Source organism: Cytobacillus sp. FSL K6-0265 (assembly GCF_038003465.1).
Lineage (GTDB): Bacteria > Bacillota > Bacilli > Bacillales > Cytobacillaceae > Cytobacillus > Cytobacillus stercorigallinarum.
Map to the genome: position 1 here is coordinate 2662965 of NZ_JBBOPE010000001.1, position 25367 is coordinate 2688331.

At 36.0% G+C, this 25367-nt stretch carries 23 protein-coding genes and 1 pseudogene; 2 read left to right on the top strand and 22 right to left on the bottom strand.

The annotated features are described in order from the left end of the window. Positions 1 to 313: 313 nt before the first annotated feature. From MHH73_RS13425 to MHH73_RS13440, 4 genes are all read right to left on the bottom strand, one after another. Positions 314 to 1804 (bottom strand): lmo1851 family serine protease, encoded by a 1491-nt coding sequence (locus MHH73_RS13425; protein ID WP_191811145.1) that lies wholly within the window; start codon positions 1802 to 1804, stop codon positions 314 to 316. 495 nt (positions 1805 to 2299) lie between these two features. Then, positions 2300 to 3157 carry a M15 family metallopeptidase gene (locus MHH73_RS13430; protein ID WP_191811143.1) on the bottom strand — a complete coding sequence of 286 codons (858 nt, stop codon included), beginning with the start codon at positions 3155 to 3157 and terminating at the stop codon, positions 2300 to 2302. Between the two features lie 273 nt (positions 3158 to 3430). After that, positions 3431 to 4132 (bottom strand): purine-nucleoside phosphorylase, encoded by a 702-nt coding sequence (gene deoD / locus MHH73_RS13435; RefSeq protein ID WP_095372899.1) that lies wholly within the window; start codon positions 4130 to 4132, stop codon positions 3431 to 3433. A gap of 101 nt (positions 4133 to 4233) precedes the next feature. Beyond that, a complete protein-coding gene (locus tag MHH73_RS13440) occupies positions 4234 to 4542 on the bottom strand; it encodes a YodL domain-containing protein (RefSeq protein ID WP_191811141.1) in 309 nt (102 codons plus the stop codon). A gap of 186 nt (positions 4543 to 4728) precedes the next feature. On the opposite strand from MHH73_RS13440, the gene MHH73_RS13445 reads away from it, so the two are divergent. Further along, positions 4729 to 5607: a glycerophosphodiester phosphodiesterase gene (locus MHH73_RS13445; RefSeq protein WP_191811139.1), complete on the top strand. Its 879-nt coding sequence runs from the start codon at positions 4729 to 4731 to the stop codon at positions 5605 to 5607. A gap of 78 nt (positions 5608 to 5685) precedes the next feature. Here the strand turns inward: MHH73_RS13445 and MHH73_RS13450 are convergent, their stop codons facing one another. Then, positions 5686 to 5868: a YozD family protein gene (locus MHH73_RS13450; RefSeq protein WP_191811137.1), complete on the bottom strand. Its 183-nt coding sequence runs from the start codon at positions 5866 to 5868 to the stop codon at positions 5686 to 5688. Between the two features lie 147 nt (positions 5869 to 6015). Between MHH73_RS13450 and MHH73_RS13455 the strand changes: the two genes are divergently transcribed. Then, entirely contained in the window at positions 6016 to 6186 is a 171-nt protein-coding gene (locus MHH73_RS13455) for a hypothetical protein (RefSeq protein WP_191811135.1), read from the top strand. On the opposite strand, the gene MHH73_RS13460 is transcribed toward MHH73_RS13455, so the two are convergent. From MHH73_RS13460 to MHH73_RS13540, 17 genes and pseudogenes are all read right to left on the bottom strand, one after another. Beyond that, entirely contained in the window at positions 6161 to 6880 is a 720-nt protein-coding gene (locus MHH73_RS13460; protein ID WP_191811133.1) for a hypothetical protein, read from the bottom strand. The two genes, MHH73_RS13455 and MHH73_RS13460, sit on opposite strands and share 26 nt — an antisense overlap. Positions 6881 to 7118: 238 nt before the next feature. Further along, positions 7119 to 8834 (bottom strand): SulP family inorganic anion transporter, encoded by a 1716-nt coding sequence (locus MHH73_RS13465; protein WP_191811131.1) that lies wholly within the window; start codon positions 8832 to 8834, stop codon positions 7119 to 7121. Positions 8835 to 8942: 108 nt separating this feature from the next. Then, on the bottom strand, positions 8943 to 10823 hold the full coding sequence (locus MHH73_RS13470; protein WP_191811129.1) for an alkyl/aryl-sulfatase: 1881 nt from the start codon (positions 10821 to 10823) through the stop codon (positions 8943 to 8945). Between the two features lie 32 nt (positions 10824 to 10855). Next, positions 10856 to 12445 carry a class I adenylate-forming enzyme family protein gene (locus tag MHH73_RS13475; RefSeq protein ID WP_191811127.1) on the bottom strand — a complete coding sequence of 530 codons (1590 nt, stop codon included), beginning with the start codon at positions 12443 to 12445 and terminating at the stop codon, positions 10856 to 10858. 28 nt (positions 12446 to 12473) lie between these two features. Next, entirely contained in the window at positions 12474 to 13643 is a 1170-nt protein-coding gene (locus MHH73_RS13480) for an acyl-CoA dehydrogenase family protein (protein WP_191811124.1), read from the bottom strand. 78 nt (positions 13644 to 13721) lie between these two features. Beyond that, complete coding sequence (locus MHH73_RS13485; protein ID WP_341067429.1) at positions 13722 to 15227, bottom strand: tripartite tricarboxylate transporter permease; 1506 nt, start codon at positions 15225 to 15227, stop codon at positions 13722 to 13724. A 28-nt stretch (positions 15228 to 15255) separates the two neighbouring features. After that, positions 15256 to 15708: a tripartite tricarboxylate transporter TctB family protein gene (locus MHH73_RS13490; protein WP_191811120.1), complete on the bottom strand. Its 453-nt coding sequence runs from the start codon at positions 15706 to 15708 to the stop codon at positions 15256 to 15258. A gap of 59 nt (positions 15709 to 15767) precedes the next feature. Next, positions 15768 to 16787, bottom strand: a complete 1020-nt coding sequence (locus MHH73_RS13495; RefSeq protein WP_191811118.1) for a tripartite tricarboxylate transporter substrate binding protein — start codon at positions 16785 to 16787, stop codon at positions 15768 to 15770. A 36-nt stretch (positions 16788 to 16823) separates the two neighbouring features. After that, on the bottom strand, positions 16824 to 17630 hold the full coding sequence (locus MHH73_RS13500; protein ID WP_191811116.1) for a GntR family transcriptional regulator: 807 nt from the start codon (positions 17628 to 17630) through the stop codon (positions 16824 to 16826). Between the two features lie 836 nt (positions 17631 to 18466). Continuing rightward, complete coding sequence (locus MHH73_RS13505; RefSeq protein ID WP_191811114.1) at positions 18467 to 18685, bottom strand: YozE family protein; 219 nt, start codon at positions 18683 to 18685, stop codon at positions 18467 to 18469. A gap of 68 nt (positions 18686 to 18753) precedes the next feature. Then, entirely contained in the window at positions 18754 to 19044 is a 291-nt protein-coding gene (locus MHH73_RS13510; protein WP_191811112.1) for a YokU family protein, read from the bottom strand. Positions 19045 to 19054: 10 nt separating this feature from the next. Then, positions 19055 to 20470 carry a lysine 2,3-aminomutase gene (gene ablA / locus MHH73_RS13515; protein ID WP_191811110.1) on the bottom strand — a complete coding sequence of 472 codons (1416 nt, stop codon included), beginning with the start codon at positions 20468 to 20470 and terminating at the stop codon, positions 19055 to 19057. Between the two features lie 287 nt (positions 20471 to 20757). Continuing rightward, positions 20758 to 21243: an IS200/IS605 family transposase gene (tnpA, locus tag MHH73_RS13520; RefSeq protein ID WP_191817419.1), complete on the bottom strand. Its 486-nt coding sequence runs from the start codon at positions 21241 to 21243 to the stop codon at positions 20758 to 20760. Between the two features lie 241 nt (positions 21244 to 21484). Beyond that, a complete protein-coding gene (locus MHH73_RS13525) occupies positions 21485 to 22909 on the bottom strand; it encodes a sigma-54 interaction domain-containing protein (RefSeq protein ID WP_225230400.1) in 1425 nt (474 codons plus the stop codon). A gap of 75 nt (positions 22910 to 22984) precedes the next feature. After that, the gene (gene ablB, locus MHH73_RS13530) at positions 22985 to 23845 is read right to left on the bottom strand and encodes a putative beta-lysine N-acetyltransferase (RefSeq protein ID WP_341067438.1); all 861 of its coding nucleotides are present in this window, start codon (positions 23843 to 23845) and stop codon (positions 22985 to 22987) included. A gap of 74 nt (positions 23846 to 23919) precedes the next feature. Next, positions 23920 to 24068: pseudogene (locus MHH73_RS13535) on the bottom strand (aldehyde dehydrogenase family protein); the annotation flags it as partial. A 28-nt stretch (positions 24069 to 24096) separates the two neighbouring features. Next, complete coding sequence (locus MHH73_RS13540; RefSeq protein WP_341067441.1) at positions 24097 to 25365, bottom strand: peptidase; 1269 nt, start codon at positions 25363 to 25365, stop codon at positions 24097 to 24099. Between the last annotated feature and the right edge of the window lie 2 nt (positions 25366 to 25367).

Below are 25367 nucleotides of genomic sequence, written 5' to 3' on the forward strand. Positions count from 1 at the left end.
TTAAAAAAACATCCGTCTTTTTCAAATAAATTCGTCATTCGAAATAAATATTCTTGAATTTTATTACATTTCATCGGCTCTGCTTACGTTTGGTTTTTTCCTGAGTGCTGTGATTTTTCTCGGCTTTCATTCCTGTTTTAGCTTCTGAATGACACGTAAACTCTTTTTGCTTTCTCTCAGCATGAATTTTAAATGTCACAGCCAACATCCATCATATCGTCTGTTCAATTTTGATAATTAAAAAAAGAAGCGGCCTTACCCCTATAAAACATAGGGCTAAGACCGCTTAAACGATATTAGACGTTCTTCGTTATTATTTCATTTCTTCTTTTAAAACTTCTACTGCTTTCTTGATTTGAGTATCGTTCTCTAGTAGTTTTTCACGTAAAGCTTCCATAAGTTTCACGGTTGTTTCACCTTCAATAACACCTGTTTCTTCCAACTCATGATCCTTTTGGAAAGCTTTCACTGCAGCTTCTGTTTCTTCATCAAAGAATCCATCATCTTTATCAAGATCATATTCCAGTGCTACTAACATCGCTTGTGCTGACTTAATTTGACTGGATGATTCCGATATTTTTAATGGTTTCTCAGGATTAATATAAGGTAAGGAAGCATATTCAGGCAATGACACTTCATAATCTGGCTCAATACCCTTTTCATGAATCCAGTTTGCATCTGGCGTCAGCCATTTTTCTGTTGTAAATTTCATATTTGAGCCATCAGTAAAATCTTGAGCACGTTGTACAGTTCCTTTACCAAATGACTTTTTACCGATTAAACTTACATCAGCCGATTCATGAACGGCAGCTGCTAATATCTCTGAAGCACTAGCACTACCTTCATCAATCACCACGACTAGAGGCGTCTCCATTTGCTTTCCATTAGGTGCCTGCACAGCCTCTCTATTCCCATTGCGATCTTCAATTTGGAATAAGATTTCACCCTCTGGTACAAACAAACTAGAAATTTCAATTGCTTGATCTAATAATCCGCCAGGGTTTTGTCTTAAATCTAAAACAAGCCCTTTCATACCTTTTTCCTCTAAATCATTTAACACATCCACAAGTTCTTGCGCTGTATTTTCAGAAAAGGAAGTGACCTGGACTTTGGCAATATCATCTTCTAACATTTCTCCATATACCGTTTCAAGAGGGATTGTATCTCTCGTAATTGTTACATTCATCGGTTCACTGTTGCCACCACGACCAATTTCCAGTTCTACTTTTGATCCTTTTTCACCTCTTATTAAAAGGACTGCTTCTGAAGAACTCATTCCTTGCAAGCTCTTGCCATCAACAGATACAATCTGATCATTTGGTTGTAAGCCAGCATCTTCTGCAGGAGACCCTTTTAATGGTGAGACAATGACAATTTGTCCGTCTTGTTCCGTAATTTCTGCGCCAATCCCTTCAAAAGAAGAGGAGATGCTTTGGTGAAAATTAGCCGCTTCATCTTCGTTCATATAATCGGAATATGGATCATCTAGTGAATCTAGCATCCCATTGATAGCCCCATTAATTAATTCACCCGAATCAATTTCTTGGAAATAATTTTCGTTCAAGGAATCATAAGCTTGATATAACTTTGAAAATTCACTTCTTTCATTCGTTCCTACATTAACGGCCTTCTCGTCACCGAAAGACAATGCTAATGTTGTGATTCCAGCTGTAACAAAAACGAGGATGAATACAAGCATAATAAATGGGAATAATTTCATTTTTATTAGCTTAGGCTTATCCTTTATTTCCTGTTTTTCTTCATCATTATTTACTTCATTAGACAACCCTTTCACCACTTTCATCACTGTAAGCTGTGATGCTTACTCAAGTTTAAGATTTTATATTGGCGTTATCGGTATCAATAACTATATTACTGTACTGCAAATTATATCTCATTTCTTTGGAAAAGAGGAAGAATTTTCTTATGTATTCCTTTCATCTCAAGAATTCAGGCTTCTTTTATGTATCAATTAAATGAGGAAAGACTTCTTCTATATAGTGAATCTCATTTGTTCACTTCTAATTTTCCCAAACCCCACATAATCATTACATAAATGATGAAAGGAGAATGAATGCATGATTCCTGGTATATTACTATGGTGCTGTTTTGCTTTATCTATTATCTTTCTTATCTCAGGAATATTTAATCATTCTTATGTTCAAGCATTATTAAGTTTCATTTTGTTCCTGCCAATGAGTTGTTATTTATTTCGTATTGATCATTTTTTACAATACTTTTTTCTATTCCCTATTGTTCCATTGATCGCTTTTGGGTACATTTTTATGAAGAAGCGTACTTAAATTTCTTTTACCGTATTAAAGTATTCTTCTAATGTTAAATCTTTCTCAAAAATGACTTTTGCTGCTTCTTTTCCGACATAGCGAAAATGCCAAGGTTCAAATTTGTACCCCGTTATTTCTTCTTTTCCTTTTGGATAACGTAAAATAAAGCCGTACTTATGTGCATTCTCTTTTAGCCATTTACCTTCTTTTGTATCTTCGTAATCTTGAGTTAACGTGTAATCAACTGAAGGACTTGAAATGTCCATCGCTAATCCTGTTTGGTGTTCACTACTTCCAGGTAGAGCAACTGCTTCCGAAGCTTTTTCCTCACCTACGCTATTTACCTCTGCTTGGAAAACTGCTTCCTGTCGATCATATGAACGATACCCAGATACAGCAAATAACGCTATATTTTCTTTTTTAGCTGCAGAGAATAATTCTTCTAATGCATCTGCGGCTTCTTTTCTAAGGTAACTTTTTTCAATATCTTGATCTCCAAAAGAATATTCAACATCTGCACGTACAAGATCTTTCGGAGCATAATTTGCCGGTAAAGCAAAGTCTTTATTCACCATTACCATTAAGTTGGTTGGGTTTGTTATAGTTGGAGTTCCATCTACATCTTCAATCTGATTAAAAAATTGAGAAGCTAATGTTAGTTCCTCTTCATTTTGTTCACCTTGTTCGGGAGGTTGTTCAGTTGAATTGTTTTCTGTTTCTTGTTGATTGTCCTCTTCATTTTCTACAGGCTCATCTACTGAAGTTGGTTCTGAATTAGATAGAAAAGGTATTTTTTCTAAATAAGGATCTAATTGACTGCAGCCTCCTAGAAAAAGAGCAACTGTAACTGTTCCTACAAGTACTTTCTTCATTACTTTTCCCCTATTCTCTTTCTTTATGTCAACGTCTATCATAACACTTTATATGATAAATTGCGAAAGAAGAGAAAGGCTTAGTCTATGAACCTTACTATGAGTGATTCTACCAATAACAAAAGAGAAAAGGGTCATTTTAAGTAGCTGCTGAATCAATAGAGAAAACGAATCAAATAAACAGATCTGAAGATATATTTGCTTTTACTTTTAGCTTAAAGGCAAAAGAAAAACGAGTGACTACGAAAAACAATCACTCGTTAACCTATCGATTTATGAAATTGCCGCTTCTAACGCTACTTCAATCATTTCATTGAAAGTCGTTTGTCTTTCTTCAGATGTAGTTTCTTCACCAGTAATAATGTGGTCACTTACTGTAAGGACAGAAAGGGCCTTTCTTGCATGCTTAGCTGCTAACGTGTAAAGTGCTGCTGTTTCCATTTCGATAGCAAGAATTTGATACTGGGCCCATTTTTCATGTTCAGCATTATCATTGTAGAACATATCAGCTGTAAAAACATTCCCAACTTTCAATTCCAATCCTTTACTTACACCGCTGTCATAAGCTTTGCGCAATAGATCGAAATCAGCTGCAGGTGCATAATCAACACCACCAAAAGTTAAACGATTCATTTGGGAGTCAGTAGAAGCTGTCATCGCAAGGATCACATCTCTTACTTTCACATCTTTTTGGATGGCTCCGCATGTGCCAACACGGATCAAGTTTTTCACATTATAACTATTTATCAATTCGTTCACATAAATAGAAAGGGAAGGAACGCCCATTCCAGTACCTTGAACAGATATTCTTTTGCCTTTATAAGTGCCTGTATAACCAAACATATTGCGGACTTCATTATAGCACTTTACATCTTCTAAAAAGTTCTCTGCAATATATTTTGCCCTTAGTGGATCACCTGGTAGTAAAACTGTTTCTGCAATTTCATGTTCTTTTGCTCCAATATGTACACTCATGATATTCCTCCATCTGTTAAAATCGTGAATTATCTAAAATATAGCATAGGATGAGTTGTGATGGAAATGAAAAGAGAAGCAAAGTTTTACACTACACTTCATTACCTAACCATTATTCGGTTCACTAAGGCCCAACCACCCGACTTTAATTGATAATAATATTGTCCTCTTCTACCTTCATCAATATATAAAATATCTCCCGTTGATAAAAATCTCCCTTGGAAATCAAAAGGCATGCGATCTAGGACATTAAATTGCTTAAATACAGTTGATAAACATTCTTCATGATTTATACCTTCAATAAGTGTGCGGTAGACTTCTCGATAGCCCCGTGTTTCTCTGTATTTTGGAGTTTGAAAAATGGTAACATCATATTCTTTTGTTCTAGGTTTTACAAAAGGCTTGATCATATATACCCCACCAATAAATGATTATTTTAAACAATATATTAGCTTTTTCTACGTTTATTTCCTTCAAAGAAATTCGCCTAATTTTGTCGATTAAAAAGAAATTTTATTTTGAAAACGCTTACATTTTTGCTTTTGTTTCATAAACTAGTATTAAACATAGTGATTGGTACAAAAGGGAGGGATAATTTGAAACGAGAGAAAATTCACTTCCGTCAATTCTTTTTGCTGCTTGTTTGTGTTTCCATCATTTGCAGCTCTTTTCAATGGCTATTCCCATACAAAAACTATACAAAAATTGCTCACCGTGGTGACGTTGCTCAAGCACCTGAAAATACAATGGCCGCCTTTCATTCTGCACTAAACAATGGCTTTGACGTAATCGAATTAGATATTCATTTAAGCAAAGATAAAAAAATTGTCGTCATACATGACGCATCTGTTAACCGGACTACAAATGGTGAAGGTTTAGTAAATGATATGACAATAGCAGAGTTACAAAAACTCAATGCAGGTAGTTGGTACAGTCAACATTTTTCTGAAGAGAAAATCCCATTATTACAAGAAGTGTTAGATGAGTTTGCTGGTAAGATCGTTTTGTTAATAGAAATTAAGGCTGGAGCAGAAACGCCAGAAATTGTAGAACAACTAGCAAACCAATTAAAACAAACCGTAAATGCTGGTGTACCTGCAAAAATGTTACAAATCCAATCCTTTCATATTGATGCATTAAAGCAATTCACGGAACGCGCTCCTGACTTTCCCATTGGCCTTGTTTTATCCACGCCTATTAATTTGATTCAAATGTATTCCTATAAAACAGAAATTAGTTTTTTATCGATTCATTATTCGAATTTAACACAATCATTCATTCAACAAGCTAAACATTATGGATATACGATCTATGCCTGGACGATTGTTACTCCATTACAGTTCAAGCAAATGCAATTATTAGGTGTAGATGGGATTATTTCGAATAATTTGGAGCGGAGAGAAGAGAATAGATATTTTGCATTTCTTCAATCATTTATAGAAGGTCATAGACTTTTAGAAAGATTTTTTGTGTAAATATTAAAACCCAACCAACAATTGATCCATAAAGGAACATCATACAGTTGGTTGGGTTTTTGTGTTTATCGTATTTTCTTACTCTTCCGAATCAAAACTTACATCTTCATCGATAATACACTTTTTGATTAAGTATTCAAAGGTAATATCAGCTAATTCATCTACTTCTAGTTCTACAGGAACGAACCCTCTTTTAGTCAACTCATGAAAGAAAAATTCAGCAATTTCTTCAGTATCTATAAAAACTTCAATTTCCTTCATATGCGACTCCCCCTTTGTACAAATTGTATGTGACACCTTTATGAAACATGCAACATTTGAATAGAAAAAATTTTTTCATTCTCTTGTCATTAAATCTAGTAAAAGTACATAAATATTTTCTATCACTAGTTTTGAAAGGATGATTTTATGGAAAAGTTCACAGCAGTCTGCAATCGTTTTATAGAAGATGTAAATAATGAAGAAGGGAAATCACTACAACTAATTGATCGGTTATTACGTTTTTTATTCATCGCTGTTTTACTAGTAGGCATTCCTATCATTTCAGTGGCAACTATTCAACTGTTTCATCTTTTGTAAGATTAACCTTTTTTACTTTCGTTGTGATAGTTTCCAGTTTTTTTAATATTATTTTCATCGCTTTTTCATATTCTTCATCTTGAAAAAAGTTGTACAAAAAAGAATAGTCATTATATATGTCTAGCAAACCATCTATGATTTGTTTCTCTTCGTTGGTTGTAAGATCCGTTCGACTTACTTCAACATTTTGATTACAAAAATCCTCGTTATTCTTTATTTCGGTAATTGCTTGTTGGTTAATAAGAAACAACATGCCTAATTTTTCTATAAATTCGTCCGCCTGTTCGGCATCAGATAATAAGGAAAGCTCCTCTTCACCAGCCTCAAGCCACTCTCCATCAGAAATTCGAGATAACTCATAAATGACGTCTTCCCATGCATCTTCTTTATACCGCCAAATCTCGGTACGAAAGCCCACTACTTTGAAAATCTCAGTACCATACCCCTTCACTTGGACGAGATCCCCAAAAAAGTATTGATACTCAATATCTACATGCTCTTTATCACTTACATCTCCTTCAAACTCTGAAAGTGGCTGTAAACTTGACTCCAAGTATAGACCATCACTTTTATTCACTTCATAAACATACATACCGTCAAGCCATTTTACATCTGTTACTTTCCCTACCGTTCCATAAATTGTAATCACGACTGTATCACCAACTTCATATTTCGGTTTTTTACGATTAACCATTGCCCTCATCCTTTCCAATAGTCGTGACTTTTAATTAAGATAGTATATGCATGAAAAGGCATTTTCGCTCGTATACAGGGACGTCCAAATTTTTTAGGGCAATGTTCATCTTTTGTTTATTTACGAAAAAAAACTGAATAAGATTTTCCCTCACTCAGTTTTTTATTCTTCATTTATTCTAATTTGATTAAAGCTTTTTAGTATTTTTTTAGCCTCTTCACATATAATGGACATTCTTTCACCTCATATATAGAAAAGGATCACCACTTTCCCGTTGAGGATAAAACTTAATTTGTTTATCTTCAAGTAATTGTACTATAGAGAAATAACTAAGCTCCTCTGCAAATTTCTTTGTCCATCCTGCTTTAGCAGCTGTATCTCTGATTGGTCCTTTCATCCCTACAAAGTATAAAGAAATCCCGTTTTCTTGATTTAATTGCTCTATCATTTCTTCTAAAGATTTAAAGGAATGTGCATCTATATCATTTACTCCCGAAAAATCAACAATAACTAATTTCGCATTAGGTTTAATCAATATAAGCTCGTTTAATTTATGCTCTAAATATGAAATATTTGAAAAGTGTATAGACGAGTCTATGCGGGCGATAATCAAATCATCTCGCGTTTTAGCATCTGGAAATCGTTTTATATCGCGAAACACTTTCTCCTTTTCTAAATATCCTATTTCTATGACCCTAGGCTTAGATATCTTAATAAATAAAATGCTGAAATTAAAAACAACCCCAATAACTATTCCCCATTGAATACCAATAACTAATGTCGCAGCAAAAGTAACTAACCAGCTCCAACCATCAACTGCCTTTAATTTAAACCATTTCCTTAATTGCTTGAAATCTATTAATTTATAGACCGCAACGATGATAACTGCAGCTAATACAGCATTAGGGAGATAATAAAAATATGAAGTGAAATATTGTAGAGCAATGATAATGAGTATGCTAGTAATTATTGAGACCATTTGCGTAACTCCACCACTTTGATAGTTGACTGCACTCCTTGAAAAGCTACCATTGATCGGAAAAGTCTGAAAAAAGGAACCGAAAAAATTTGCACATCCTAAAGCGGTTAACTCTCGATTAGGATTGATTTTATAACCTTCTTTTTCTGCGATTGTTTTTCCTATAGAAAGTGACTCCATAAACCCTAATAACGCAATGGTAAGAGCAGGAAGGATTAATTGCCTAACTGCATCCAGCGTAATTGTTGGGAACACCGGAGTAGGGAAACCGCTTGGTACCTCTCTCACAATTTGAACACCTCGTTCATGTAAACCAAAGGCATAGACACTTATAATGGAAAAAACAATTAAAAGTAACGCAGCCGGAATTCTAGCATTTATTCTTTTTAGTATAATTAAAAATACTATGCTGCAGCCGCCAATTAAAAGTGTTAAAAAATGAATCTTCGGAATCTCATTGACTAACTCCTTTAATATTAGATGTATTTGCAGGTGAGTTTCTACGGTAATTCCTAATAAATGCTTTAACTGACTTAATCCAATAATAATAGCAGCTGCAGAGGTGTAGCCTCCTAAAACCGAAGGAGAAATATAGTTAACAATCATCCCCATTTTCAAAACAGCTAAGATAAGCTGAAAAATCCCAACCATCATTGCTAAAAAGATAACAAGAATAATATATTCAGAAGTGCCTGGTTTTTCAATTACAGATACGCCGGAAAAAACCAGTAATGAGGTTATCGCAGTTGGCCCAACGGATAAATGCCTAGAAGATGCAAATATTGCATATATGATTAATGGCAAGGTGGATGCATATAGACCCATAATTAGTGGGAGGCCCGCTAGCATCGCATAGGCCATCCCTTGGGGAACAAGCATGACAAAAAGCGTCATCCCTGAAATGAAATCTTTTTTTAGTGTTTGTAATTGGTATGATCTAATCGAAATGAAAGAATTATATTTTTTATCTAACATAGCAACCTATCCTTTTAATGTATGAAAATTGAGCTTTCTATAAATGGGATGAGAGAGATTTCCTTGGGACTGCCTAAGATTAGAAATAGGGCATTTTCTGCCCTATCATTAAGGAGTGACAATATTTATAGAATGATCAAATTGATCGAGTAGGTTTAAAAATTCATCCAGTTTTGTCTGGTCACCAAATAATTTTAGTTTATTTGAAGTAATAGCTTCCACTGGGTCAAGGATTCCACTTACAATCGCATAAAATGTCGCCTTATTACTAATGAATGAAAGATCTGGATTTTCATCTAACTTATTTCTCTTATTTAATACACAATTTTCGAGATAAATGGTGTATTTCTCCTCTTCATCAGATAGAGAAATATTCATGGTCATTTTTTTATTTGCTGCTTTCGGACCATTTAACCTTACAGAAAGTAATTTAAAAAATTCATCAAACGGCATTTTAAGCATCATAACCGGATTACCTTTCGATGTTGCCCTTTTCTTCCTAGTCCCATTTCTTAGTTCTGATGCCCCGATAAGATAAGCGTTACGCCAATTAGCTGATTCTGCCTGATATCCTAATTGTTCAAAAGCATCTGCTAATAAATCTTTAGCTTCCGTATTTTCTGGTTCAGCCATCACTACATGCTTTAATACTTGCGCAACCCAACGATATTCCCCATTTTCAAAATCAGCTTTCGCTTGTTTGATTACATGAGTAGAGCCAGCCATGTACTTTACATATTTTTGACCTGCTTCAACTTGTGGAAGTGGATCCAAATCAGAGGGATGACCACTATAATAGCCTAGATAGAAATTATAAATCCCTTTAGAATTATGCTTTAAAGTACCATAGTATCCTCGATTACCCCAATATTGGTCCAACGTCTCAGGAAGCTTGAGCTTTTCTGATATTTCTTCCATTGTATACCCATGATTGGCTAGTCGAATGGTTTGGTCATGGATATATTTATAAAGATCACGTTGTAATACCAAATGTTCAAGCGCTTGCTCTTTTCCCCATACTGGCCAGGCATGTGCCATGACTAAAGCATCAATCTCTTTGTTTATCGATAGCTCAATGGTTTGGTCGATTGCCTTCACCCATTCTAGCGTATCGCGAGTTTTTGCCCCCCTCATCGTATAAATTTGATGCATTGTTTTATTCACATTTTCTGATACAAATAATACTTTGTAATCCTGAATGTAAAAATGCATTTCTACAGGTGCTTCAGTATTTGGTGTTAACAAAAATTCGAAGTTGATACCGTCTATTGTTAATTGCTCTTTCTCTTCTTTTATTTCTCTATTGGGCATCTCAAAACCATTACCTGAGTCGAAAACAGTTCCGATGCCTGCGGATAAAAATCCTTTTTCTCCCACTGGTAGCCCTATACCAAACTGATAGGATGCACGCCTAGACATGATTGGGCCTAAAAGGACATTTTCACTAAACATCTCTTGTGTAAAATGTTCAGGGACAATAATAGGAATAGTAGATGTCTCAGCATATTGGAGTATTGACTGTGTACCCCCAAAATGGTCAGCATGGCTTTGACTAATGATAATGGCAGTCACTGGCCTTTTAGGTCGATGACTATAATATAACTCCATTGCCGCATCTGCAGCAGAGTTACTAGATGAAGTATCAATGACAATGACTCCGTTTTTGCCTTCAACAAAAATCACTGTTGCTAACGAAAGTCCACGAACTTGATACACACCTTCAACGACTTTATAAAGACCTGATTTTGCCTGTAATTGTACATTCCTCCACAAGCTTGGATTGACAGTATCAGGAGATGGATGATTTTGGATATTTAAACTTTCTATCCTATTCTCATACGAAGCTATTAAACCCCTATCCGCATCTTCGAAATCTTGCTTGTTTTCAAAATTTAGAGATGTTAAAAAATCCTTATTTGCTTTTTTTGTAACAGCAGTAGCATTCTTTGGGCGCTTGGATAAATGACTTGTCGGAATAGTACCTGACATTTATATACCTCCTAAATTAGTCCTCATATTTTTTAATTTATTTGTCTTTCTTTATCTTTCCAAAAGTCCTTTTTCAATTCTTTTTTATCAATTTTCCCTATTTGAGTTAATGGTAAATTTTCTTTGAAATAGACTTTTTTAGGGACCATATAACTAGACGTTCGCGCTTTACAAAACTCAACCATTTCTTCTTCTGAACACTTCACCCCATCATGTAAAACAACAAAGACTGTTACTAATTCGCCCCAATCTGGGTCAGGGACACCAATACATGCACTCATCACAACTGCAGGATGTTGATTAACAACTTTTTCAACTTCAACAGAATAAACGTTCATTCCACCTGAGATGATCATATCTTTCTTTCTATCAACAATATATAAAAAACCTTCTTCATCGAATTGGCCAATATCTCCTGTATAAAACCAGCCATCTTTGATTGCTTCGCTTGTTAAATCGGGCCGTTTATAATAGCCTTCCATTAAGTACGGTGATTTTAAAATCACTTCTCCCTTTTCATATGTTTTAACATCTTGACCTCCATCGTCTATTATTCGTATTTGAGTCATTAAACAAGGTTTTCCACAACTTTGGAGAAACTTAGCCCCTGTCTCTAACGCTCGTACGTGATCGAATTTGTGCATTCTTGTAATGAGAACGTTCGCTTCAGTTGCTCCATACTGTTGAACAAATACCGGACCAAACAACTCTATCGCTTCTTTTAACCTTTCGGAAGAAATTGGCGAAGAACCGTAGTGAATGCTTCGTAAAGAACTAACATCAAATTTCATTTTTTTCGCTTTGTCGATAATCCGATAAATGATCGTTGGTACTGTGAAAGTAACCGTAATCCTCTTCTCTTGTACCGTCTTTAAAAATGTGTCCGCCTTAAACGTATCAATATAAACATGCGCTCCACCGGCTAACGCCCGTAGCATTAAACTTCCCGCTGAATGCTGAAGCGGGGTCGTTAATAACACTTTATCGCGGTCATCCATTGGAAACTCTATGAAGCTCGCAATAAGTGCAGCAGCTTTCCCTCCTTGAGAGTGCATGACACCCTTGGGCATCCCAGTTGTCCCACCGGTATAGGAAATCATAGAGATATCTTCAGGTGACATGTCTGGGAACGACGACACGTTTTCAACTTTTTGGATTTCTTGTCTACTTATCGTGATAAACTCTTCTGGGTATTGTAGATTAAAACCCGCCAACCCTATTACTTTTACGGATTGCTGTTGCTCTTTTTTATCATTCACATATTTTAATACTGTCTTCATATGCATTTCCGTAGCCATAATGACAAAATCCGTATCAGAATCATTTAAAATAAAGGCAACTTCACGAACGCCTAACTTAACCCCCATTGGAATCGAAGTTGCCCCGCAGCGTGCAACAGCTTGGCTAAAAAGAACGAATTCCATACTATTTGGAATAAGATAAGCAACGTGTGAACCTTTTTTCACACCAAGACTAACTAAAAAACTTGCAATTTTGTCTATTTCTTTACGTAATTCGCGGTAGGTTAGGGTTTCATTTGTTGACATGAATGTTACTGCAGGATGTTCTTCAAATCGTCTTAATGCTTTATCCATATAACCTTGAATAGTTTCTATACTCATCCGTATCACCTATCCTTTATTTTATTTTTCACTTCACCTGTAACAATTCTTTCGCGATTGTATTTCTCTGAATTTCGGAAGTACCAGTTAAGACTCTAAACATTCTTACGGTACGATACATTTGTTCAATTGGATGGCCTTTCATAAGCCCTTGACCGCCGAAAATTTGCACTGCTTTGTCCAACACACGTCCAGCCACTTCAGATGTAAACAGCTTTACCATTGAAGCAGTTGCTCGGTCACCTTCCCCATTCTCAAGTTTTTCGATAGCATCGTACACCATACATCTTGCAGCATAAATTTCTGTCGCCATATCTGCTAGCATATGTTGAATAGCTTGAAACTCACCGATTGACTGTCCAAACTGCTTACGTTCATTTGCACGTTTAATTGATAAATCTAATGCTCTTTGAGCCACCCCAATATATGTAACACCCCAAATGGCTCGATTTTGACTGATCCTCTTTATTCCAAGTAAAAATCCTTTCCCTGATTCTCCAAGGATATTTTCAGAAGGTACTCGACAATTATTGAAAATCAGTTCCCCTGTTCCATGCTCTCCTGAAATGGGAATTTGTGTTTCCCCTAATTCATAGCCCGGTTTTTCATTTGTTTTTCTATCAACTAAAAATGCGGTTATGCCAGCAAATTTTCCTTCAACGACTTCTTTGCAGATCACAATAGCAAAATCGGAATAAGGTGCTGCACTAATAAAGTGCTTTATGCCATTTAAAATGTACTCATCTCCATCTTTGACAGCTGTCGTTTGGATGGCCTTTGCATCTGAACCTGCTCCCGGCTCAGTTAAAGCGAAACAACAACTCGTTTCCCCTTTAATTAATGGATTGACATACTTTTCAATCTGTTCTTTTGTGAATGATTCAAGCATCTGCCCAATTCTTAAGACACCGCCTTTTTCACCTAAAACAAATCCCCATAAAGCAGATCCTGACCGAGCTAGTTCTTCTTTCAGCAAACATAACTCTTTTAAACTTACATTTTGACCACCATAATCGTTTGGTAGAGTAATCCCATAAAAACCTAATTCAATGGCTCTATTTCTCACCCATTGAATCGCTTCGGTCGGAACGAGCTCTTCCGTTTTAATATTCATTGCTTTTTCATATGGAAGCAGCTCATTATAAATAAATTCACGCATTTTAGTAACTAATTCTTGTGATTCACTCGTTATAACCATATATACTCCCCCCTAATTATGTGTAGACATCTATATACATCCTATATAAAACCAAACGATGATGATTGCCTTTTTTATTTACATGTGTTTAGAAGAAGATTTTATTTCTGTTTTATTTTTCCTCATATGTGGAAGTACTAGAACGATAGCTGTTGCTATTAGGAAAAATAGTGAGATCGGGCTTTTAAAGAATACGGTTAAATCTCCTGTGGCTGTTAAGATTGCCTTCCTAAGATTATCCTCAAGCATTGGTCCTAAAATAAAGGCAAAAAAGAACGGAGCTAAAGGGAAATTCGTTTTTCTAAAAAAATATCCAACCAAGCCAAAAATGATCATAAGCCAGATATCAAAAAAACTATAATTAATCATATAAACACCAATAAAACAAAATGCGGCAATAAATGGGACTAGGAATAGTTCAATTTTTTGGATTAACAAGGCAAAGGCAGGCACAAAGGCAACGTTTAATATTAATAGCAATACATTTGCAATGAAAAAGCCTGCAAAAGATGCCCACACGATGGTTGAAGAATTTTCAAATAGAAGCGGCCCAGGCTGTAAGCCAACCATAAGGAGTCCACCCATCAATATGGCTGCAGAAGCGGAACCAGGTATACCTAAAGCAAATGTAGGAATAAGTGCACCACCTACTGACGCATTATTGGAAGCTTCTGGACCACTCAATCCAGCAGGAGCACCTTTGCCAAACTCCTCAGGTTTCTTCGACATTTTTTTCTCGACAGTATAAGACAAAAACGTGGAAAGGAGAGCACCAGGTCCCGGTAAAACGCCCACGATAAATCCGATAATTGACCCTCTTATCATCGAACCCGTGTTACTAACAACCTCACTTACTTTTGGAAATAAAGAGGAGAATTTTATATTTGTCTTCATCCCTCTTGTAGTTGCTTTCTCTTCAAGCCTAAACAGTACTTCTGAAATTCCAAAAAGCCCGATACCGATGACAGCGATGTTCATTCCATCCCATAATTCAACAAAGCCAAAAGTTAACCGTTCCTCACCTGTAACCATATCTGTTCCGATTGTGGATAGTAATAGACCTAACAATGTGGCGATTATTGGTTTTAATGGGTTTTTCTGCGTTAATCCACAAGCTACAATTAACGTAAATAAGATGAGTGAAAAATATTCAGCAGGTCCGAACATAAGTGCATATCTAGCAAGGATAGTGGTCAAAAATACCATTCCCACAAACCCAAAAACTCCCCCAACAAAAGAGGCAATCGCGCTTAATGTTAAGGCATACCCCGCTTTTCCTTTTCTCGCCAATGGGTAACCATCGAATGTTGTCACAATGGCGCCACCATCACCAGGTACGTTAATTAAGATTGAACTAATCCGTCCCCCATACATCGATCCTAAATAAATACTCATTAATAAAATTAAAGAACTTAACTGGTCCATCTTAAACGTTAAAGGTAAAAGAAGGGCCATGCCGGTAATAGGACCCAAGCCAGGTAATGCACCGATGATTGTGCCTAAAGTTACGCCAATTAAACACCAGAGCATTGCTTCTGGACTTGAAAGCATCGTAGTAAATCCAGTTAATAATTCCGATAACAAATTCTCACCCCCAAAAATCAATCATTTTTCATCCAAAGATTCCCAATGGCAACGGACTGTCTAACCACAATTCAAAAATCACATACATCATAATTAAAACGACAATGGTAAAGGTAAATGCTTTAAACCAAGGTATTTTCTGTACAAATGCTAAAATGGTGAACATAAAAACCCCTATACTTGCTAGCATTCCAATAACGTACGATAATCCAATTGTCACTACCAGAAAGACGATAAGGAAAATTTGTTGAAATCGGGTTTTTTTATCCACCTGCTCCTCTGCCTCTTTTTTCTTTAATCTCATTATCTGAAAAAGGTGGAAGCAAAGAAAAAGGAATAATAAAATTGAAATGATCCGTGGGAAAAGCCCTGCGCCTACTGCTCCCAGATTAGTCGAATATACTGGTAAACCAAACGACATGATGAGAAAAACAGTACAAACAAACAGTAAAAAGAAACCAAAATAGCGCTCAACGAACATGTGAAACCTCCTTTTGAGGAACTACTAATTAAAATAAATTATTTACATCTAAATTTTGATTATTTTTCCAAATTTTCTAAATATTTTTTAAATTCTATCCCCTCTTCCTCAATTAACTTTGTATATTCTTCTGTATTTAAATAATAAGAAGACAATCCACGGTTCTTTAAAAATGTTTTCCACCTATCTGTTTCAGTCATTTTCTTAAGGTTTTCTGCCCAATAATTAACAACTTCATCTGAAACGTCTCCTCCTGTCCAAATTCCTGTATATCGATGGAAAGCAACTTCCACTCCTGATTCTTTTAAAGTAGGGACATCTGGTAAATCTTTGGAGCGTTCGTCTGAAAGGACAGCTAACACGCGCACTTCACCTGTCTTGATATAGTCATTAATTAATGGAAGTACACCTAACGTCGTATCAATTTGGCCACCTAGTACAGCCGTTAACCCTTCAGAAGCTCCTTCCATTGGAACGAAGTTTAATTTATCAATACCTGCGCCTTGTTTAATCAGATCCCATTTAAAGGCTTCACCACCATCAATTGGACCGAGCGTACCAATAGTTACATCTTTCTCCGATTTTAATGAACTTAATAACTCCTCTATCGTTTCATATGGGGAATCTTTGTGGACATAGATAAATAGTTCACTAGTAGCCAGGGAAGCAATTGGTTGAAAATCAGAAAACTTTAAATTAAGCCTTGGGTCCCAACCTGGACCATATTCAGGGACCACTATTAACTTGTATGGATCACCTTTTTGCCTCGCTAATTCTTCACTTGCAATACGACCTCCAGCACCTGTTTTGTTTGTGATGACAAAAGATTGGTTTATCATCTCTTCATCATTAAAAATTTGTGCTGTTGTACGCATAATTAGGTCTTGACCACCACCAGGAGCAAAACCAACAAGTGCATCAATAGATTTATTAGGATAATTCTGTGGTAAACCCTCATTTTCTCCTTTTTCTTTCTCAGACGAAGATGCAACATCTGATGAATTACACGCAGATAAAACTAGCATTACTAATGTAACTAGCAAAATAACAAAGAATGAACACGCTTTCATTTTTCTCATTAAAATACTCCCCCCTTATTTTAAATTTATTTTTTATCAGTAAATTGATAACATTTCTAAAGTCGGCTTATCATTGTTATCTTTACTGTTACTTCTAATTGTGAATTGATAACAGTCTGTATTTAGATACATGAGCCCTGCTACAAGAGGAGAAGCGTCTTTATAGTAAAATACTCGGCTTAATGTCATGAGAGGATGATTATTCGGGACGTTTAACCTATTTGCTATTTCATTCGAAACAGGACGTACCCCTATTGAACACCTTATTTCCTCAAGACCCAGCTGAGAATTATCTTTGCTTGTTTTTAACAATGTACTTAATGGTTTGTCTTCCACCTCTTCTATCATCTCTTCTGTAAAAACTAATTCAGGGGATAAATAGGTAATGTTAAAAGCGATCGGCATATCTTTTAAATAAAATATACGGTATATTGTACGTATCTTAGTATCCATCGAACATTCTAGTGCTTCGGCAATATTTTTTGAAATCTTTTCTTCACCGTATTTAACTAATTTTATTTTCACATTTAGACCTTGACCTGTTAAAGTTTCATAAAACCCTCTAAAGTTTTGCACGTCTAATACATCGTTCATAATGTCCGTTTGAATGATTGGAAATTTAACATACATACCTTTTCCTTGTTGAATGATAATGAGGTCTTCTTCTAATAAAAGTTTGATTGATTTTCGAACTGTTAATCTGCTTACCTGATATTCTTCTGTTAATTCATGTTCACTAGGTAATCTCTGACCTGGCTCAAAGATGTTTTTTTCTATTTTCTGTTGAAGGTCTTGCGCAATTTGTTTATACAAAGGTATATAACTTTCACGATTAATAGTCATTCTAACTCTCCTCACATATATACATGTATATAGATGTTATATAAAAAACTTAAAAAAAATGAATGTTTTGGAAAACAGTTGGATTAAGATTTATAATAAGTTTAATTCATCCTAAGTTTAAATTCCCACTTGCTTTAGTAGCTTCAAACTCCCCCACATATTTATACATGTATGTAGACGTTATATAACAAGTCAAAAAAATAAATGTTTTGGAAAACACTTGGATTAAGCTTTATAATAAGTTTTGTTTATCCTTAGTTTAAATTCCCACTTGCTTTAGTAGCTTCAAACTCCCCCACACATTTATACATGTATGTAGACGTTATATAACAAGGTAAAAAAAATGATATAGTGGTCATTATGATTAGTGTAGAGCAAAACTTGCGTTAATCATTAAACCTATTCCTACAGCCTTTTTCTCAATATCTCTCTTTTCTATCACCCTTCCTAACGAAGATTTGGGTGTATGCACAGTTGATTAACTAACATTTTATTAAAAATATTTAAAATTGTCAATTTATTCTTAATATTATATTTGAATATAGACAATTCATATAATCTTGTCATTCACTTCTTATGATGATTATGATCCTCCATCTTATCAAAGATGTTATGTTACTAGATTGGGTTATAAAACATGTCGGCAATACTCAAAAGTCACTGATAAATAAAAGCACCCTATAGGTAGATTCTTTGACGTCTCTACTCTATAAGGTACTTTTTAAATTTACTCTACCAGATTTTATTACTTCCGTATTGCTAGAAATACCCTACTTTCTTATTTGAAACGCCATTAAATAGAATCATAGGGGAAGAAAATGGGTAATACTAAACATTTATCCCTTATTATTATATCGTTCCCACGCCTCATCAAAGACAGTCATCGTTGCTAAATAAGATCCGTTTAACTCAAGGTAAGAACTGATTTCTTGATAGTTCTTAGACATTTTAGGAAAACTATGATCATGGTAAGCATCGTTTGCAAAAATACTTATTTCATCCTTTGGTTCAGGATGGCGGTAGGTCATTAAAAAATGGTAAAAAGATTTTGCCATCGTACCAACTTCCTTTAATCCGTTTTTCTACATCATGAAGGAAAGTTAATAACAAATCAAGCATTAGGTTAATCTAACTGGGAGAAATCAAAATAATTTCTCTTTAGCAATCGCGGTCTTGCCATCAATTCCGCAAAAGAAATCTCTTTATCTATTGTTTTCGTATCAATTAAAAAAAGTTGATCTTCAATTTCTTTTACTTGCTCATCTGGTTGATATTCCATATCACAGTCGTGACATAAAATAGAGGGTGTTTCGGTAATTTCTATTGCTCTTGAGCCATCGGGGAGTTCCCAAAACACACTGGCTTTTTTCTCTTCAATATGTTTACTATCACACCATGTACAATGGCTGTGCATTGTTATCACCTCACTCATTAGAAGCTGCCGTTTCCGATTCTGACCTTTTCTTTTGTTCTGCTTGGTATTTCTTTTCTTTTAACTCGTCACGTTTTTCTCTACGATTCTTCAAATTACTATGAGATGGATCATGGTCATAATGATCCCGGCGATTTAATCTAGATAGTCCTTCTGGGACAAGATTAAATGCTTCATCATTCAATAGGCCTGCCACGCCAACTTTTGATTTCATCTCTTCCATATCTCCATATACACCTTGGAAATAATCATCAGCTTTACCTGCGACATAGTTTTCAGGCTCTGGATAAGTCGTAATTACCCCCTCAAAGTTTCTTAAGACTACTTTATCCGCACTTTGTGAGATCAAGTAATTCGGCTGAAGGGCAATTTTCCCTCCTCCTCCTGGCGCATCTACAACAAACGTTGGCACAGCATATCCTGAAGTATGACCTCGCAAACCTTCAATAATCTCTAACCCTTTTGAAACAGGCGCACGGAAATGGCCAATCCCTTCAGATAAGTCACATTGATAAATATAATACGGCCTTACTCTAATCTTAACTAAGTCATGCATCAGCTTTTTCATAATTGGTACACTATCATTGATACCTGCCAAAATAACTGATTGATTCCCTACTGGCACACCAGCATTTGCTAACATTTCACAAGCCTTTTTCGATTCTTCAGTAATTTCAATCGATGTATTAAAATGGGTATTTAACCAGACTGGATGATACTTTTTCAAAATATTACATAGATTTTCCGTAATTCTTTGCGGGAACACGACAGGTGCTCTTGTACCAATTCTAATAATTTCCACGTGATCAATTTCTCGCAAGCTTTTTAAAATATATTCGAGGATTTTATCATTAATTAATAGGCCGTCTCCTCCTGATATGAGGACATCACGAACTTCAGGTGTGTTTTTAATATAATCAATTGCATCATCTAATTGTTTCTTCGGAACACCCATGCCGATTTGCCCAGAAAACCTTCTCCTTGTACAATAACGGCAATACATAGAACATTGATTGGTTACTAAGAAGAGGACGCGATCTGGATAACGATGAGTCAATCCAGCTACAGGCGAATCCTCGTCCTCATGAAGTGGATCTTCCAAATCATATTTGGTTTTATGAATTTCTTCTGAAATGGGTACCGATTGCATGCGAATCGGGCAGCGTGGATCGTCTTGACTCATCAGTGAGGCATAATAAGGTGTAATATTCAATGGAATGGTTTTCGTTGATATTTTAACGCCTTCTTCCTCTTCAGGCGTTAAATGAATAACCTTTTTTAAATCATCTAACGTTCTAATCGTATTGGTTAGTTGCCATAACCAATCGTTCCATTTTTCCTCAGGTACATCTTTCCAAAGTTCGATATCCTTCCAATGCCTTTTCGGCTTATACAAAAACTGTTTCACATGGTTTCCCCCTTCAAAGTAGTCGTCAATCTTATTATGCAAATGCTATGCCAACAATTTCATTCTAAGAATAAGATATGCGAATACCTACAACGTGGCTACTAATGGCAGGGACAGACCCTAGAAGGGCTTTTCACAATCATTGGCCATAGTCAAAACCACCCGTGATAACGGGTGGTTTGTTCTGCGGCTGAAAGCCTTTGTTACTGACCAGACCCTAAAGGGCTACTGAAGGGTTCGCCAATTGTACTACTTCTTCTGGCCAGACCTCAAAGGTCTCCTTCTTTTTATCTTTTCTTCTTTTTTCGATTTACTTCTTCTCCTGTAAATGGATCTAGATACTCCATCATACTTAATTGCTCCGCCACTACATCATCTTGTATTTGATTACGAATGTATTCTTCTATTACCTTCTTGTTTCTCCCAACTGTATCTACATAATAGCCTGTACACCAGAATTTTCTATTCCCATACTTATATTTTAGATTTGCATGACGATCAAAGATCATTAAACTACTTTTACCTTTTAGATACCCTACAAATGACGATACACTTATTTTTGGTGGGATACTCACTAACATATGTACATGATCTTTACATGCCGTTGCTTCGATTATTTCAACTCCTTTCCTTTCACATAACAGCCTTAAAATTTCTCCAATATCTTTCTTTATTTTTCCGTATATCACTTGCCTTCTATACTTTGGGGCAAACACTATATGATACTTACAATTCCACGTTGTATGTGCTAAACTATTAGTGTCTTTTGACATTAAAAACTCCTCCGTTGCTTTGATTTTGGTTGGCGAACCATGATTATCTTAGCATCTCGGAAGAGTTTTTTTAATACAACGCTATAAGCTTTTTGGAACCCTAGGCCGAGCCCAGGGTTTTCATTTACTAAAAAAAAAAATGCCGATTATTCGGCACTAATAAAATGGAAATCATAGAAGAATATGTTTATTATGTAGAAGCTTTATCTTTCCATAAATTAGATGCGATAATCAGCACTCTCTAAAAATCTATGCGGTTTTCAACAGATGCCACTTCAAGCCTCTGTAGTTTATATTGAAGCGTTTGCCTTGGGATTTGTAGCAATTTAGCTGCTTTTAATATATTTCCCTCTGTTTGGTTGATGGCTTCCCCTATTAATTGGTTCTCCAATTTAGCTAGCGCTGGACGCAGGGCAAGATCAGTTTGTTTAATAGAATCTTTCTCTTCTTGTAAATATTGTTTGAGCATTAGAGGGAGATCTTGAACTGTCAGTGTTGGACCATTACATACATTCATCATATATTCGATTGTATGCTTCAATTCCCTGACATTTCCTGGCCATTTATATTTGAAAAAAAAACGCTGGACTTGTGGGTTTAGACCGGTAATATTTTTTAAAAATTGCTCGTTATATTGTTTAATGAAATGATCAGTTAAGAACACAATGTCTTTTTTCCTCTCTCTTAATGGCAATAATTCAAACGTAAGTACATTTAAACGATAAAATAAGTCAGCTCGTATGCTCCCTTCTGCTAGGGCGATTTGAGGGTGAATATTCATTGCCGCAATGACGCGAAAATTCACATATGTGTTTGTTGTGCTTCCTAGTCGCCTCACTTGACCATCTTCTAACACACGTAATAGCTTCGCTTGCAGCTCAATAGGCATCGCATGAATTTCATCTAAAAATAAAGTGCCTCCATCAGCCAACTCAAATAATCCCGGTCGGTCCGTGGCGCCAGTATAGCTTCCTTTCGTTGTCCCGAATAAGACACTTTCTAATAACGATTCTGGAATCGCCGCACAGTTTTGGGCAATAAAGGGAGCATTAGACGATAGTGATGCCTCATGTATGCCTTGAACAAATAATTCCTTTCCACTTCCACTTTCCCCAATTACAAGCATCGGTGACTGTGAACGCGCTAGTTTTTTTGCTTCGTTTTTTACTGCAATCATTTTCTCATCTTTTGTTAATAAGCTATCAAGGGTATATTTGGTTGCATGTGAATGGCTTGTTGCTTTTTTTCTTTTGCTCTTTACTTTTGACCTTAAATCAATCAAGCTATCATTCAGTTCTTTAATTCGCGAATAATCTTTCGCAATTTCAACCGCACCAGCAACTTTTCCATCAAGTTCAATTGGTAAAGTAGTATTGACGGTTTCAATTTGTTTTCCATATAAGTTCACATAACTTTGCTGTTCATTAATCATTGGTTGCTGAGTGTGCATCACATTAAACAATGTGCTCGTATTTTTGTTTAACGAGGGAAAAACGTCTAAAAGTGGTCTTCCTAACACTTCTTCTATTTTCAAACCATCATGTTTGGCAGCTATCTCATTGTAGTAAATTGTACAACCATGTTGATCAACAACATGAATCCCTTCATCTATGCTATTTAAAATTGCTGATAGGACCTCTTTTGAAATACCGTGCTCGCTTGTCAATCTCATTCCCCCTCTATGCCATAAATACAGATGAGGTGCCGAAAATTTGTCATACACTGCCAATTTTTGGGCAAATTATTTTAATATCGTTGTTGATAAATCTTTTACCCAAACATTCATATCCTCGAGTTTATTAAAAATATAACAATTCTTTCCTAACCTTCCACGATAGACGTAGCCTAATTGGTGCAAAGCTGCATTCATGCCAAAAGATAAAGAACGCGCAATCGAATAAGCACAAAAGATCCCCTCATTCGCAAGTTCCTTCTCTAATCTCTGCAATAACACTTTCATTAATCCATGCTTACGATGTTCCACTAGAGTGGCACAATCCGTTAGCTCTGCGTTTTTATAATCATTATTTACTTCTGCTGAAGCAGCGCTTACAATTTTATCTGCATAAACATAACCAAAATAAATCGTGCCATCTTTCATTGTTTTCTTAATATACTCGGGGTCATGAAGAGGCGTTGGATATACTTCAAATATAGCCCGATAAAGTGTAGCCAACCCTTTGGCATCATTTTCTGTCATTCTTCTTAATCGATAGTCTGCGGGTGGGATATTTATTTGAAACTCCTTTGACAATTTACAAACATTTTCAACAATCTCATCTTCTTTTAACCAGTCATCGCTTCTTCTTCTTTCTGTTTGATAATATTTACAGAAAAAGAATAAGTCAGACCCAAGAAAATAGCGATTAATAGTCGCCTCACATAGAAAACCATTCTGTATCAGCGTATTAAAATCCTCTTTTCTTGCTTTAATTATTACCTTTTCTATCTCATGATTATCAGAAATTTCCGTTAATTTATTAATGATTGCGGACATATCACCACGATAATCATCAACCCTAATCCGTTTATTATAGAAATCCTTTACAACATCAATCACATAATGATTTGTACACAGTTTTTCTTGTATGATTTCAGCCATTTTTCTCCCTCCATTGTAGAAAAAGCCCGGCTTTCGCCGAGCCTTCATATACTACCACTCTTTTAAATAGTTCCTTACTCTAAGCGAAAGCTCACTAGTTTCATTTCTTCTACTGCATATTTTATGCCTTCTCTAGCTGTTCCACTTCCTTTACGCCTCCATATGGCATATAATCGACTCTAAATGTTGGGAAATCATTGATTATCACACCACCAACATGCAACCAACATCTACCCTATGCAACTATCTATTTACTCTTTAACAATACCACACCATGAAATAATAGAGAGCGCAATGACCTCAGCAGCCTCAAATACATCATCTAAAAAAATATATTCATTCGCATCATGAGCAGAAGCAGTCACACCTGGACCAATAACAACAACCGGTGTATGACCAACGTTTGATAAGATGCCTCCGTCCGTTCCCCACGGGGATGCCTCAATTGTTGCTTCTTTATTTGTAACCCTTTCAAAAGCTTTACTGACAGTGGTGATTAAAGGATGATCACTTTCTAGATTTCCCGGTTGCCATCTGCCTCCAAACCATTGAATACTCGGTGAATTTTCAGATAGCCATCCATCTTTTTCACACACCTCATCAATGGCAGCTTCTAATTCTTTCTCTACATCTATCATTTTCTCATGTGGAGCTACACCGATTCTGCCTTCAATTATAGCTTTATCAGGCACAGAGGATGGCCATTCACCACTCTTGATTTTGCCAATATTCACAGGAACAGGAATGGGGATATTTTTATATAAAGGATCATCGATTCTCGCATTTCTCACTCTCTCAAGCTGTTGAAGTCCTTCAATGATTAACATCGCTTTTTCAATGGCATTGACTCCTTCATATCTAGTGCCCCCATGTGCTGATTTCCCTTTCACAGATACACGAAACCACATCGAACCTTGTTGCTTAGGAAAAACTTTCATATTTGTAGGCTCAGGGATTATCGCACCGTCCGCTTGGTAACCTCTTAAAACAGCTGCTAATGTTCCTGCTCCCCCACTTTCTTCTTCTATCACACTTTGAAAGATGACATCACCTTTCAGTTTAATATTCGAAGCAATAATCGCTTCTAAAGCAAGTAATAATGCGGCTGTTCCACCTTTCATATCGGTTGTGCCTCTACCATACATTTTACCTTCTTTGATACGACCACTAAACGGATCATCCGTCCAGTCATTTAAATCCCCTTCTGGTACAACATCAATATGACCATTTAAAATGATTGATTTCCCGCCTCCTGCCCCGTTTAGAACAGCTACTACATTCGGATTACCACTATAATCCTTTCTATCAGAACAATAGGCAGGATGCCTAAGCAGCTCCTCATCGCCAATTTCCCAGATATCGAGGGCAAGCCCTAATTTACGACATTTTTCTATAATAATCGCTTGGGCACTACTCTCGTGTCCGCGCGTACTCTTTTCTTGAACAAGCCTTTGTAAAAAACGTGTGCCTCTCGCTCGATTTTCATTTAACCAGTCTTTGAGCTTTAAATCTTCATTCATCG

What these genes read in the sequence shown, in the direction of transcription:
- MHH73_RS13490 (WP_191811120.1), bottom strand. Translation starts at nt 15,708, where the DNA reads ATGTTCGTTGAGCGCTATTTTGGTTTCTTTTTACTGTTTGTTTGTACT.
- MHH73_RS13470 (WP_191811129.1), bottom strand. Translation starts at nt 10,823, where the DNA reads ATGTCAGGTACTATTCCGACAAGTCATTTATCCAAGCGCCCAAAGAAT.
- MHH73_RS13455 (WP_191811135.1), top strand. Translation starts at nt 6,016, where the DNA reads ATGGAAAAGTTCACAGCAGTCTGCAATCGTTTTATAGAAGATGTAAAT.
- MHH73_RS13500 (WP_191811116.1), bottom strand. Translation starts at nt 17,630, where the DNA reads ATGACTATTAATCGTGAAAGTTATATACCTTTGTATAAACAAATTGCG.
- deoD (WP_095372899.1), bottom strand. Translation starts at nt 4,132, where the DNA reads ATGAGTGTACATATTGGAGCAAAAGAACATGAAATTGCAGAAACAGTT.
- ablB (WP_341067438.1), bottom strand. Translation starts at nt 23,845, where the DNA reads ATGGCTGAAATCATACAAGAAAAACTGTGTACAAATCATTATGTGATT.
- MHH73_RS13460 (WP_191811133.1), bottom strand. Translation starts at nt 6,880, where the DNA reads ATGGTTAATCGTAAAAAACCGAAATATGAAGTTGGTGATACAGTCGTG.
- MHH73_RS13495 (WP_191811118.1), bottom strand. Translation starts at nt 16,787, where the DNA reads ATGAGAAAAATGAAAGCGTGTTCATTCTTTGTTATTTTGCTAGTTACA.
- MHH73_RS13540 (WP_341067441.1), bottom strand. Translation starts at nt 25,365, where the DNA reads ATGAATGAAGATTTAAAGCTCAAAGACTGGTTAAATGAAAATCGAGCG.
- tnpA (WP_191817419.1), bottom strand. Translation starts at nt 21,243, where the DNA reads ATGTCAAAAGACACTAATAGTTTAGCACATACAACGTGGAATTGTAAG.
- MHH73_RS13475 (WP_191811127.1), bottom strand. Translation starts at nt 12,445, where the DNA reads ATGAGTATAGAAACTATTCAAGGTTATATGGATAAAGCATTAAGACGA.
- MHH73_RS13465 (WP_191811131.1), bottom strand. Translation starts at nt 8,834, where the DNA reads ATGTTAGATAAAAAATATAATTCTTTCATTTCGATTAGATCATACCAA.
- MHH73_RS13450 (WP_191811137.1), bottom strand. Translation starts at nt 5,868, where the DNA reads ATGAAGGAAATTGAAGTTTTTATAGATACTGAAGAAATTGCTGAATTT.
- MHH73_RS13425 (WP_191811145.1), bottom strand. Translation starts at nt 1,804, where the DNA reads ATGAAAGTGGTGAAAGGGTTGTCTAATGAAGTAAATAATGATGAAGAA.
- MHH73_RS13440 (WP_191811141.1), bottom strand. Translation starts at nt 4,542, where the DNA reads ATGATCAAGCCTTTTGTAAAACCTAGAACAAAAGAATATGATGTTACC.
- MHH73_RS13510 (WP_191811112.1), bottom strand. Translation starts at nt 19,044, where the DNA reads ATGCACAGCCATTGTACATGGTGTGATAGTAAACATATTGAAGAGAAA.
- MHH73_RS13505 (WP_191811114.1), bottom strand. Translation starts at nt 18,685, where the DNA reads ATGGCAAAATCTTTTTACCATTTTTTAATGACCTACCGCCATCCTGAA.
- MHH73_RS13430 (WP_191811143.1), bottom strand. Translation starts at nt 3,157, where the DNA reads ATGAAGAAAGTACTTGTAGGAACAGTTACAGTTGCTCTTTTTCTAGGA.
- MHH73_RS13480 (WP_191811124.1), bottom strand. Translation starts at nt 13,643, where the DNA reads ATGGTTATAACGAGTGAATCACAAGAATTAGTTACTAAAATGCGTGAA.